This window comes from Arthrobacter sp. SAFR-179 (assembly GCF_059414945.1).
The window spans coordinates 68,044-80,233 of sequence record NZ_JBPFDM010000003.1 but is presented as its reverse complement, the minus strand read 5'-3'; the positions used below and the strand labels follow the sequence as shown (position 1 = coordinate 80,233).

11 protein-coding genes are annotated in these 12,190 nt (G+C 65.4%); 9 read left to right on the top strand and 2 right to left on the bottom strand.

Translation table 11 applies throughout. The features are described from left to right. The first annotated feature begins 19 nt into the window (after nucleotides 1-19). From ACR65K_RS07295 to ACR65K_RS07260, 8 genes are all read left to right on the top strand, one after another. On the top strand, nucleotides 20-484 hold the full coding sequence (locus tag ACR65K_RS07295; RefSeq protein ID WP_440152002.1) for a hypothetical protein: 465 nt from the start codon (nucleotides 20-22) through the stop codon (nucleotides 482-484). A 131-nt stretch (nucleotides 485-615) separates the two neighbouring features. Then, complete coding sequence (locus tag ACR65K_RS07290; protein ID WP_440152001.1) at nucleotides 616-1,599, top strand: bifunctional riboflavin kinase/FAD synthetase; 984 nt, start codon at nucleotides 616-618, stop codon at nucleotides 1,597-1,599. Nucleotides 1,600-1,653: 54 nt separating this feature from the next. Continuing rightward, nucleotides 1,654-2,508: a tryptophan 2,3-dioxygenase gene (gene kynA / locus ACR65K_RS07285; protein WP_440152000.1), complete on the top strand. Its 855-nt coding sequence runs from the start codon at nucleotides 1,654-1,656 to the stop codon at nucleotides 2,506-2,508. Continuing rightward, a complete protein-coding gene (locus ACR65K_RS07280; RefSeq protein WP_440151999.1) occupies nucleotides 2,505-3,764 on the top strand; it encodes a kynureninase in 1,260 nt (419 codons plus the stop codon). Before kynA ends, ACR65K_RS07280 begins: the two co-directional genes overlap by 4 nt. A gap of 186 nt (nucleotides 3,765-3,950) precedes the next feature. Next, nucleotides 3,951-4,220 carry a 30S ribosomal protein S15 gene (gene rpsO, locus ACR65K_RS07275; protein ID WP_056338389.1) on the top strand — a complete coding sequence of 90 codons (270 nt, stop codon included), beginning with the start codon at nucleotides 3,951-3,953 and terminating at the stop codon, nucleotides 4,218-4,220. A gap of 240 nt (nucleotides 4,221-4,460) precedes the next feature. Beyond that, nucleotides 4,461-6,722, top strand: coding sequence for a polyribonucleotide nucleotidyltransferase (locus tag ACR65K_RS07270; RefSeq protein ID WP_440152311.1), 2,262 nt, complete (start codon nucleotides 4,461-4,463; stop codon nucleotides 6,720-6,722). Between the two features lie 112 nt (nucleotides 6,723-6,834). After that, nucleotides 6,835-8,178 carry a M16 family metallopeptidase gene (locus ACR65K_RS07265; RefSeq protein WP_440151998.1) on the top strand — a complete coding sequence of 448 codons (1,344 nt, stop codon included), beginning with the start codon at nucleotides 6,835-6,837 and terminating at the stop codon, nucleotides 8,176-8,178. A 119-nt stretch (nucleotides 8,179-8,297) separates the two neighbouring features. Continuing rightward, the gene (locus ACR65K_RS07260) at nucleotides 8,298-8,804 is read left to right on the top strand and encodes a DUF1579 family protein (RefSeq protein ID WP_440151996.1); all 507 of its coding nucleotides are present in this window, start codon (nucleotides 8,298-8,300) and stop codon (nucleotides 8,802-8,804) included. A gap of 8 nt (nucleotides 8,805-8,812) precedes the next feature. Here ACR65K_RS07260 and ACR65K_RS07255 read toward each other — a convergent pair whose 3' ends face one another. After that, the gene (locus ACR65K_RS07255; protein ID WP_056338380.1) at nucleotides 8,813-9,094 is read right to left on the bottom strand and encodes a hypothetical protein; all 282 of its coding nucleotides are present in this window, start codon (nucleotides 9,092-9,094) and stop codon (nucleotides 8,813-8,815) included. Between the two features lie 139 nt (nucleotides 9,095-9,233). Between ACR65K_RS07255 and ACR65K_RS07250 the strand changes: the two genes are divergently transcribed. Then, nucleotides 9,234-10,415, top strand: a complete 1,182-nt coding sequence (locus ACR65K_RS07250; RefSeq protein ID WP_440151995.1) for a helix-turn-helix transcriptional regulator — start codon at nucleotides 9,234-9,236, stop codon at nucleotides 10,413-10,415. 74 nt (nucleotides 10,416-10,489) lie between these two features. On the opposite strand, the gene ACR65K_RS07245 is transcribed toward ACR65K_RS07250, so the two are convergent. Continuing rightward, nucleotides 10,490-12,160 carry an HNH endonuclease signature motif containing protein gene (locus tag ACR65K_RS07245; RefSeq protein WP_440151994.1) on the bottom strand — a complete coding sequence of 557 codons (1,671 nt, stop codon included), beginning with the start codon at nucleotides 12,158-12,160 and terminating at the stop codon, nucleotides 10,490-10,492. Nucleotides 12,161-12,190: the final 30 nt, after the last annotated feature.

The window sequence follows — 12,190 nt, the reverse complement described above, 5'->3', positions numbered from 1 at the left end:
AGTGGAAGAAGCAGCAGGAATGAAAGACAAGCAGGCCCAGGCGGCCACACGGGACGGATCCGTCCGCAATACCCGCAACACCGGCCCCGGCCGTCTCCTGATTGCCGTATATGGAGTCTTCGCCATCTCGGCCACCGCCCGTGCCGGCTACCAGATCCTCACCAAGTTCTCCGAGGCTCCGCTGGCCTACCTGCTATCCGCCTTCGCCGCGCTGGTCTACGTGGTGGCCACAGTGTCACTGGCCAAGGCCGGAACCACCTGGTTCAAGGTCTCCGTGGCCGCAGTATTGGTTGAACTGGTGGGTGTCCTGGTGGTGGGGACCCTGAGCATCCTGGATTCCGTGCAGTTCCCGCACGAGACGGTGTGGTCCCTGTTTGGCCGCGGCTACGGCTTCATACCGCTGCTGCTGCCCATCCTTGGCCTGGTGTGGCTTTACCGGCGCCGGCCTTCGGTGGCTGGACCGCGTGCCAGCGCTTCCCGGTGAAGCCAAAGCAACCGCGTGGCGCCGGGGGCGTCAGGGTGTCAAGGGCAGCACAATGAATCCGGGTAATCTTGAAGAGTTCCGCGGCCGGCATGGTTCCGGAACGTCGATGCAGGCAGCTTAAGGCGAGGGTGATGGTTTACATCTGGAACGATCCGTCCGATGTCCCGGCGGATTTCGGCCCATCCGTTGTCACTTTCGGCAATTTTGACGGTGTCCACCGCGGCCACCAGCAGGTGCTGTCCCAGCTGATCCGTTCGGCCCGTCTCTCCCACGCCAAGGCTGTTGCCGTGACGTTCGACCCCCACCCGGCGGTCATCCACCGTCCCGAGGCCGCCCCGGAGCTGATCATGGGCCTGGATGACAAGCTGGAGGCGCTGGGCGAACTGGGACTGGACGCCGTCCTGGTGGTCAAGTACTCGCTGGACCTCGCCAGCCTCACGGCGGAGGAATTCGTGGAGCAGTACCTGGTGGATTGCCTGCATGCCAGCCACGTGGTCATCGGACATGACGCCCGCTTTGGACGGGGCAACTCCGGGGACCTGGACACCATGAAGGCGCTGGGCGACAAGTTCGGCTTCGACGTCCAGGTCATCAGCGAGTTCGGGGCCGAGGGCTACCCCCTGCATGACGACGACGGCACGGACCGTCGCTGTTCCTCCACCTGGGTGCGCGAGGCCCTGCAGGAGGGCGATGTGGCCACGGCCGCCTCCGTCCTGGGCCGTCCGCACAGGATGCGCGGCGAGGTGGTCCATGGCGCCGCCCGCGGCCGTGCCCTCGGCTTCCCCACGGCCAACCTCTCCTCGAACGCCTCAGGGCTGATTCCCGCGGACGGCATCTACGCCGGCTGGCTCGTGGACCAGGCCGGCACGCGCTGGCCGGCCGCGATCTCGGTAGGGTCCAATCCCACGTTCGACGGCGTGAGCCGCCAGGTTGAAGCGCACGTGATCGACCGGCCCAAGGAGGCCGTGGAGGACTTCGATCTGTACGGCCAGACAGTGATTGTTGAATTCGTGGCGCGGCTGCGCGGCATGGTGGCCTATCGTGGCCCTGAGGCCCTGGTGGAACAAATGCGGCTGGATGTGGCCCAGGCCCACCAGCTCCTCAGCGGCCGCTGATTCCAGCATCCGCCGGAGCTTCAGCAACCGGGTGAGCACAACGAAAGGCAGCACGTGTCCGTCGAAAAGAACACCCGCAAGCTGGATAAGGGGATCGTCCGCGACTTCAGCTCGCGGATGAGCTACGCCTCCTACCTGCAATTACCCACGCTGCTCAGCGCCCAGCAGCCGGTCAGCCAGCCCGAACACCACGACGAGCTCCTGTTCATCATCCAGCACCAGACCACGGAGCTGTGGCTCAAGCTGGTCCTGCATGAGCTGCGGAGCGCCGCCGCCTGGCTCCGGGAAGACGATCTCGGGTCCGCGCTCAAGGGCATTGCCCGGGTCAAGCACATCCAGAAGACCCTCACCGAGCAGTGGTCCGTCCTGGCCACCCTGACACCCACCGAGTATTCGCAGTTCCGCGGGTTCCTGGGCAACTCGTCGGGGTTCCAGTCCGCCCAGTACCGCGCCGTCGAATTCGTCCTGGGCAACAAGAACCGCAAGATGCTGCCGGTCTTCGAATCCGACTCCGAAGCGCACGCCATGCTGGAGGAACTGCTGGCCGCACCCAGCATCTACGACGAATTCCTGGCGTACCTCGCCCGCCAGGGTTTCGACGTGCCCCCTTCGGTCCTGGACCGGGACGTCACGCGGGCGCACGAGTTCGCCCCGGAACTGGTCCCGCTCTTCAAACACATCTACGAAAATGCGGCGGACAACTGGGCGGCCTACGAGGCGTGTGAGGAACTGGTTGATCTGGAGGACAACTTCCAGCTCTGGCGGTTCCGGCACCTGCGCACCGTCCAGCGGACCATCGGCATGAAGACGGGCACCGGGGGATCCAGCGGCGTCACTTTCCTGCAGAAGGCCCTGGAACTGACGTTCTTCCCGGAACTATTCGCTGTCAGGACGGAGATCGGACAATGAGCATCCACCAGGAAAACCCCACGGCGGTGACCGCCGAAGACCTCCGTGCGCGGGCCGAAGAGCTGGACCGCCGGGACGCCCTGGCGCACTGCCGGGACCATTTCATCGGCACGGACACGCCCTTGTCCTACCTGGATGGAAACTCCCTGGGCAGGCCCCTCAAGCGCACGGCCGACGACGTCGCCGCCTTCATCCGGGACGAATGGGGCGGCCGCCTGATCCGCGGCTGGGACGAAAAGTGGCTCAGCATGCCACAGGCTATCGGGGACCAGCTGGGCCGCGCTGTCCTCGGAGCGGCCCCGGGGCAGACCATCATCGCCGATTCCACCACCGTGGTCCTCTACAAGCTGATCCGCGCCGCCCTTGCCGCAGTGCAGGACCCTGACCGCAACGAGCTGGTGCTGGACACCGAAAACTTCCCCACTGACCGCTACCTGGTGGAGGGCATCGCCCTCGAGGAAGGTCTGACCCTCCGCTGGATCGAGCCTGACCCGGCGGCCGGGGTGACTCTTGAGCAGGTGCGCCAGGCCACCGGGCCGCGGACCGCCGTCGTCCTCCTCAGCCAGATCGCCTACCGCTCCGGCCACCTGGCCGACCTGCCCGCCATCACCGCGGCAGTGCACGACGCCGGCGCCCTGGTGGTGTGGGATCTTTGCCATTCGGCGGGGTCCGTGGAGATCGACCTTGACGGCGCGGACGTGGACTTCGCAGGCGGCTGCACCTACAAGTACCTCAACGGCGGCCCCGGCTCACCTGCCTTCGCCTACGTCAATGCCCGGCACCTGCCCTCGCTGAACCAGCCCATCTGGGGGTGGATGGGGCGCAAGGACGCCTTCGAGATGGCCGCCGGCTATGAACCGGCCGCCGGCATCCGCGGCTTCCTCAGCGGCACCCCCGCCATTTTCGGCATGATCGCCATGCAGGGCACCCTGGACCTCATCGAGGAAACCACCATGGCTGCCATCCGGGAGAAGTCCCTGGCGCTGACCGCGTTCGCGGTGGAGGTCTTCGACGCCTGGCTGGCCCCGCTGGGTGCGGAACTGGCGTCTCCGCGGGACCCGGGGGAGCGGGGAGGCCACATCACGGTGGATCATGCCAACTTCACCAAGGCCACCGTTGAGGCACTCTGGGACGGAGACGTGATCCCGGACTTCCGTTCTCCGCACGGCATCCGGGTGGGATTGTCGCCCTTGAGCACCAGTTTCGCGGAAGTCCTCCAGGGCATGGCCGCTATCCGGGACCGGCTCCAGGGCTGAGGAGCGCTCTGTTTCGACAAGGTTAGGCCGGGGCCGGTAAACTGGACGATGGATCCGGCTGCAGTCCGTGGCGGCTGGTTCCTGTTGCAGTCCGCCTGCTCCGGTTCGCCGGATCAGGACGTACCCGGCAGACCCGGCAGTGAGTTACTGACCTGGGCCCTCACGGCACATTCCCAAGGAGTTATTGTGGCACTTGACGCCGCTGTAAAGCAGTCCATCATCAAGGAATACGCAACCGTAGAAGGCGACACCGGTTCACCGGAGGTCCAGGTTGCCGTCCTGACCCAGCGGATCAAGGATCTGACTGAGCACATGAAGGAGCACAAGCACGATTACCACACCCAGCGCGGTCTGCTGGCCATGGTTGGTCGTCGCAAGCGTATGCTGAGCTACCTCAAGAAGACTGACATCGCCCGCTACCGTTCGCTCATCGAGCGCCTCGGCCTGCGCCGCTAGTCTGGCTTCGGGCGGCCCTTTCCTTCCGGAACGGGCCGCCTTCTTCAAATAAAAACTAAACAGGAGGATCAACCGCATCACGCATTCGCGGTCCTCGGTAGTGATCCCCGGGAACGGCTTCGTTGACTGAAGCCGGCGGCCCGTGGGTCTCGATCGATGACCGGGTGCAGGGCCAGTAGACAGATGCTGGCCGGGTTGATGCGGCTGGACTTCCGTCAAACAGAAACGGAGGTGACTCTCTTGGAGGGTCCCGAAATCCAGTTCTCGGAAGCAGTCATTGACAATGGCCGTTTCGGCAAGCGCGTAATCCGCTTCGAAACCGGCCGCCTTGCCAAGCAGGCAGCCGGCGCAGCCATGGTGTACATCGACGATGACACCGCACTGCTGTCCGCCACCACTGCCGGCAAGCACCCGCGTGAAGGCTTTGACTTCTTCCCGCTGACGGTCGACGTCGAAGAGCGCATGTACGCTGCCGGCCGCATCCCGGGCTCGTTCTTCCGCCGTGAAGGCCGCCCGTCCACCGAGGCCATCCTGGCCTGCCGCCTGATGGACCGCCCGCTGCGCCCCGCATTCATCAAGGGCCTGCGCAACGAGGTCCAGATCGTGGTCACCGTCCTGGCCATCAACCCCGACGAGCTGTACGACGTGGTGGCGATCAACGCTTCCTCCATGTCCACGCAGCTGTCCGGCCTTCCGTTCTCCGGCCCCATCGGCGGCGTCCGCGTTGCCCTGGTTGCCGACGAAAACGGCTCGCAGTGGGTTGCCTTCCCCAAGCACTCGCAGCTGGAAAACTCCGTGTTCAACATGGTTGTTGCCGGCCGCGTTGCAGGTGACGACGTCGCCATCATGATGGTTGAGGCCGAAGCCACCGACAACTCCTGGAACCTCATCAAGGAACAGGGCGCCACCGCCCCCACCGAAGAGGTTGTGGCCGAGGGCCTCGAGGCTGCCAAGCCGTTCATCAAGGCACTCTGCGACGCCCAGGCCGATCTGGCCGCACGCGCCGCAAAGCCCACGGTTGAATTCCCGGTCTTCCTCGACTACGAGGATGACGCTTACGCCGCCGTCGAATCCGCCGCCGCCGAAAAGCTTGCCGCTGTCTTCCAGATCGCCGACAAGCAGGAACGCGACAACGCTTCCGACGCGCTCAAGGACGAGGTCCTCGGCAACCTGGCAGGCCAGTTCGAGGGCCGCGAGAAGGAACTCTCCGCAGCCTTCCGGTCGGTGACCAAGCACGTTGTGCGCCAGCGCATCCTCAAGGACCAGATCCGCATCGACGGCCGTGGCCTGACGGACATCCGCCAGCTCACTGCAGAGGTTGAGGTTCTGCCCCGCGTTCACGGTTCAGCCATCTTCGAGCGCGGCGAGACCCAGATCATGGGTGTCACCACGCTGAACATGCTCAAAATGGAACAGCAGATCGACTCGCTGTCGCCCGTCACCCGCAAGCGCTACATGCACAACTACAACTTCCCGCCGTACTCCACCGGTGAAACCGGCCGCGTGGGCTCGCCCAAACGCCGCGAAATCGGCCACGGTGCCCTTGCGGAACGCGCCCTGGTGCCCGTCCTGCCGTCCCGCGAGGAATTCCCCTACGCCATCCGCCAGGTATCCGAGGCCCTCGGTTCCAACGGCTCGACGTCGATGGGTTCCGTCTGCGCCTCCACCCTGTCCCTGCTGAACGCCGGTGTGCCCCTGAAGGCCGCCGTCGCCGGCATCGCCATGGGCCTGGTCTCCGACCAGGTTGACGGCCAGACCCGCTACGCGGCCCTGACCGATATCCTTGGCGCCGAAGACGCCTTCGGTGACATGGACTTCAAGGTTGCCGGTACCTCCGAGTTCGTCACGGCCATCCAGCTGGACACCAAGCTCGACGGCATCCCCGCTTCCGTGCTGGCAGCAGCACTGAAGCAGGCCCGCGAAGCACGCCTGCACATCCTCGAGGTCATCAACTCGGCCATCGACACCCCGGACGAGCTCTCCGAGTTCGCGCCGCGCGTCATCGCCGTCAAGATCCCCGTGGACAAGATCGGCGAGGTCATCGGCCCCAAGGGCAAGATGATCAACCAGATCCAGGAGGACACCGGCGCCGACATCTCCATCGAGGACGACGGCACGGTCTACATTGGCGCCACCAACGGTCCGTCTGCCGACGCAGCACGCTCCGCCATCAACGCCATCGCGAACCCGCAGGTCCCGGAAATCGGCGAGCGTTACCTGGGTACGGTCGTCAAGACCACCACCTTCGGTGCCTTCGTGTCGCTGACCCCGGGCAAGGACGGCCTCCTGCACATCTCCGAGCTCCGCAAGCTGGCCAACGGCAAGCGCGTGGACAACGTCGACGACGTTGTCTCGGTGGGCCAGAAGGTCCAGGTGGAAATCACCAAGATCGATGACCGTGGAAAGCTCTCGCTCGCCCCGGTGGTTGCCGAGGAAGAAGGCGCGGAGGCTGACACCGAACGCGCCCACACCACGGAGCCCGCTGAAGGCGCTGACGTCTAACAGCCCGGGCTTCCCGGCATAAGCACGAATCGGCGGGACCGGTGGATGATCCACCGGTCCCGCCGCTGTTACGATGGCAGCCAGATCCGGCTGCCCGTCCTGAAAGGCATCAATGACTGTTGTACCCCTGCCGCTTGAGCAGAACCACGCCGGCGATACCCTGGTCCACGGCTCCGACGGCGGGTCCGAGGTCCGGCGTTCAGTACTGCCAGGGGGAGTGCGGGTACTGACGGAGGCGATGCCGGGGCAGCGGTCGGCAACCATCGGGTTCTGGGTGGGCGTGGGGTCCCGGGACGAGGCGCCCGGCCAGCACGGGTCCACCCACTTCCTGGAGCACCTGCTGTTCAAAGGCACCAGGCGCCGCACGGCCCTGGAAATTGCCTCTGCCTTTGATGAGGTAGGCGGCGAATCAAACGCGGCAACAGCCAAGGAAAGCACCTGCTACTTTGCCCGCGTCCTGGACTCCGACCTCCCCATGGCCATCGACGTGATCGCGGATATGATCACCGGCGCGGTGCTGGATCCTGACGAGATGGAGCAGGAACGGGACGTCATCCTGGAGGAAATCGCCATGGACAGCGATGACCCCACGGATGTGGCGCACGAGCACTTCGTCGCCGCGGTCCTCGGCAGCCACCCCCTCGGACGGCCGATTGGCGGCACCCCGGCTGCGATCAAGGCCGTGGCCCGCGATTCAGTGTGGGAGCACTACCGCCGGTACTACAAGCCCGAAGAATTGGTGATCACCGCCGCAGGCGGCCTGGACCACGATAAGGTGTGCGGCCTGGTGGTGGACGCCCTGCAGACCGCCGGTTGGTCGTTGGAAGCCGACGCCGCACCGGTGCAGCGGCGCTCCACCGAGCGCGCCCTGATCACGGGAACCGCCGGCCTGCATGTGGTCAAGCGCGCCGTGGAGCAGGCAAACATCATTATGGGATGCCCCACGATCGTTGCCACCGACGAACGGCGCTACGTCATGAGTGTCCTGAATGCGGTCCTCGGCGGCGGCATGTCCTCCCGGCTGTTCCAGGAGGTCCGCGAGAAGCGTGGACTGGTGTACTCCACCTACTCCTTTGCGTCGTCCTACGCCGACGCCGGCTACTTTGGGATGTACGCGGGCTGCACGCCGTCGAAAGTGCGCCAGGTGGTGGACCTGCTTGGTATTGAGCTCGACAAGCTCGCCGAACACGGAATTTCCGACGACGAACTCCGCAAGGCCGTGGGACAACTCGGCGGCGGAATTGTCCTTGCACTGGAAGACACCGGCTCGCGGATGTCCCGGCTGGGCCGCGCCGAGCTGGTGTCGGGTGAATACCAGGACATCGATGAAACCCTGCGGTTGATCAAAGCAGTCACCACCGAGCAGGTCCAGGAACTTGCGGCCGAACTCGCCGCAGCGCCGCGGACCATCACCGTGGTGGGTCCCTTCGCCGAGACCGAGACCTTCGGGCTTTAGTACCTGGAGCCACCGGGCAGTGCTGCCCACGGGAGACTGCTGCCGTGGGACACTGGCGGTCCGGCCGGGGAGAGCCCATCCTGAGGGAGGGATGATCTTCGGCAGGAGGCGGCGGAACGGTGAACGGGCCAACAGCGGAGCACGCACATCCGGGGCTATCCCGTCTGGTGGGGCACTGGCGGGGCCGCACGTCCGTGGCTACCGGTCCCTGGGGGCCGGAACACAGCGTGGACGCCGAGGTGACCTACCACCAGGTGGCCGGAGGCCTCGGTGTTGTGCAGAGCTACCGGCACGTTGAGCCGGACGGCAGCCATTTTGAAGGCCATGGAATCTTCACGGTTGATCCGGTCCGCAAGGATGTGCTCTGGTACTACGTCGACAGCACCGGTGTTCCGCCAGGCAGCGCCGCCCGATGTACCTGGCGCGACGGCGTCCTGCGCGTTGAGCGCCCCAGCGACGCCGGGTGGACACGCCATTCAGTCCACGTTGAGGGGGATATCCTCATTCACGTCACCGAGTTGCGGGTGATGGGCAAGGACGACGCCGGTGCCGCGCCTGATGCTGGTGCCAACGGCAAGGCTTCGCCCTACAGGCCGTTTATGCGCTCGGAGTTCCACCGCGTCTGAACAGCGGTTCAGGCCGCTGCCTCGATGATGCGGGTCTTTGGCGCTCCGGCGAGAGCAGGGGCGTTGGCAGGGGAATGCCACACGTGTTCGCGCAGGTCCGAGAGCAATCGCTCCGCCTTGTCCAAATCCGCGAAGTCCAGCTCAACAACGATGTAGTGCGGGTCCCCGACTGGTTGGCCAATCCGGTGGGAGAGCACCCCGGAAGCCGCCCTGTTGACCGGGTCGCGGTCAAAAGCGGTCTTCCAGGTTTGGAAGTCCGTGATGGTGTGTTCGATCTGCAGGGTGTACATCGGAGTCTCCTCACTCGTTTGCCGACGTGGGCGCTGCCCACGCCGCCAACATAGACGGCACGGTCCCTGGCCGGTATCCCAGAAATCTGGGTGGCGGGTGCGTCGGGTCCGGTGGTGCCGGCGGGAGCATACTGGGGGAATGAAGAGGGCCTGGGCGATGGTCCGAAGCCTTGAACGCATCCGGGTTCTTGCTGGATCCATCCGGGACCACCAGGCTCTCCGAAAAGCCGTGCTCACGGAAGTGGGCACCATGGTGCCCTTCGACGCATTCGTCTGGCCTCTTTGCGACCCCCGCACGACGGTAGGCATGGCTCCTCGGGCCAGGATTCCCTGCCCGCAGGAACTGCCAGCACTCATCCGTCTCAAGTACCTTTCCCCTCCGGCGCGCTGGACCGGGTTGATGGCTTCTTCAGTCCCCGCATTGAGCCTCCTGCACGCAACCCAGGGTGATCCTGCCCGCAGCCTGTTGTGGAGGGGAGTGCTGAATCGCTACGACGTTCGCGACGTGCTGTCAGTCGTCTTCGCCGACCAGCACGGGTGCTGGGCCTGGCTTGATCTCTGGCGAACTGGAGAGGCAGACGACTTCACGGAAGAAGAAACCACTTACCTGGCTGAGCTGGCAGCGGCGCTGACACCGGGATTGCGTCGTTCCGTGTCCAGGCAATTCCATGCAGGAACCACGCCTGACGTTATGGTCGGGCTGGATCTGGCTTCCCAGAAAGGCGACTCTGCACTGCCCGGTGCACCTTCTCGACAGGACATGGCCCCTGGGCCGGGTAGAGGGAGGCAGGGATTACCCGAGCAGGGTGTCCTGACCTTGAGCGAAGACCTCGCCGTGGTTGGCCGGACTGAATCGGTCAACGCGTGGCTCCATCTGTTGCAACCCGGTCCCGTCCCGCATCACCAGGTTCCGGCCGAGGTGCTGAACGTTGGTGCGCAGTTGCTCGCGAGGGAGGCCGGAGTGGACCACCATGACGCGGAGAGCAGGGTGCATATTGGTTCCGGTAGATGGGCACTGCTGCGAGCCAACCGGATTGCCCCTGCCGCAGAGGGCTCGACACCGCCGCTGGCCGTCACCATTCAGGGCTGTATGCCTTCGGACCGGCTGGACATCTTTGCCCGGGCCTTCGGTCTTACGCAGCGGCAGAGGGAGCTGTTGTGGTTGGCTGCTGCCGGGGCGGACACAGGAACTATGGCGGATACCCAAGGAGTGACTCCATACACTGTCCAGGACCAGTTCAAGCAAATCTTCCAGGCTTGCGGAGTCCACAGCCGGGCGGCATTGATGGCCATGGCGCTTGGAACCGGCTCACGGGGGTAACAATGGCTGCTTGGAACGACGGACGGTGGATAGTGGACCACCAGTGTTGCCAGCACAGGCTTCAGCAGGACTTTTCACGTCAGCAGCATCTGCCAGTTCATTTCTGGATCCGGCGGCAGGCGGAATGGCATGGCGTAGAAGTCGTCCCACAGCGGATCCGCTGGTGAGAGTTCGTCCGGGTCAATGAAGCGGTCACGGGGTGGCTCTGCACATGGCACCTCTGGTATGTCCAGCCAGTCCGGGATCTCGGCTAGTAAGTGCAGGATCGCAGGTGGCCAGTGGGTTGGTTCGGGGTCGGGGTGTTCGGGTTTGTAGTGGCGTCCGGTGGGTGAGGTCCAGCCGGGAGAGCCGTTCTCCGTCACGGGGTGGGGGATCCATGGCCGTGCGTGTTTGAGGCGGTGATGTTTGGGGCAGAGTTGTGCCAGGTTGCTGGTGCCGGTGGTGCCGCCGTGTTCCCAGGCGGTGAGGTGGTCGGTGTCGTTGTCCGGGGTGTGGTTGCTGCAGCCGGGGAAGGTGCATTTGCCGTCGCGCATCCGGATCCACTGTTTGATGGTCTCGGGGAGCCGGTACCGTTGGCGTCCGATCTCCAGTGGTGTCCCGTCGCGGGGGTCGACCAGGACCCGGTAGAACGACTCTGCCCCGTCCGCGACGAGTTTGCGTGCCATCGAGGCCGGGATGGGGCCGAAACCGTCCAGCACCGCGGGTTCGTCCGTCTGGCCGAGGAGGGAGAACACCGGGACCATGACCAGGACATCGGCCCGCGGAGCGGGGACTTTCCCGATTTCCGTAGTGGCTGCCAGACCGGCCGTGTCGGAGACGCTGTCTGCACCGGGCGCGCTCCCGGGACCCTGGGCGGTATCAGTAGCGGTTGCCTCAGCCGGGACGCTCCCGGAACGTGCGGCGGTGGCGTTGTTGGCGCCGAGGAGTAGTGATGCGGCGATGTCGGGGCGGAGTTGGGTGATGGTGCGGGGTTCGTTGGGGCCTTGGAGGCCGCGGGCGGTGGCGGTGGTGCGGTTCCAGATGGCGCAGGCGGTGTCGCCGGGGAGGTGGAGCGAGTTCCAGGCCATGCCGTCGCGGTCCGGGGTGTATTCCATCCGCCGGTCCGCGACACCCTTGGCGTGGCGTTTCTCCAGGGTTTCGGGGTGGTGGCGTTCCCGCCAGTTACGGACCTTCGTCCGGAACCGGGAGGGCACGAGCTCACCGGGGGCGGCGCCGCGGGCCGGGTTGGGTGCATCAGGGTCGAAGAAGTGCGCCACGAGGGCGGCCGCGCCGTCGGGGGTGAGGCCCTCGGTTTCGTCGGCAACAATTTTCGCGTGCTGCCAGGACAGGTAACCGGCGGCCAAAGCCTCCATCACCGGCGGCAGGGTACACACCCGGCGGGATTGCTCCACGAAAGCCCCGGCAGCGCCGGAGCTGACGGTCAGGACCCCGGCGATTTCCTCCACCACTGACATCTCCGCGAACGTGCGCTCATGCACCGCGGCGTCCGGGGCAAGCATCGCGTGCTGGAACCCTACGCACTCCACCGCGTCGCGTGCCTTCATCGCGGCGAGCTGCGCCTCTAGCCGCTTCACCACCTCCAGCCGTTCCAGCCGGAGTTCGTACCGCCGCTGCAACACATCCACGTCAGCCCCAACACCTTCCCCGGCAGCCAGGAAAGCATCCTCACGGTCCAGCGCATCGAGGGCAGCAACGGAGGCATGAACACCCTCCAAAGCCACCCCAACACCTGCGCCGATTCCCATGGAAACATCTTCCAACGAGGCACTGACATT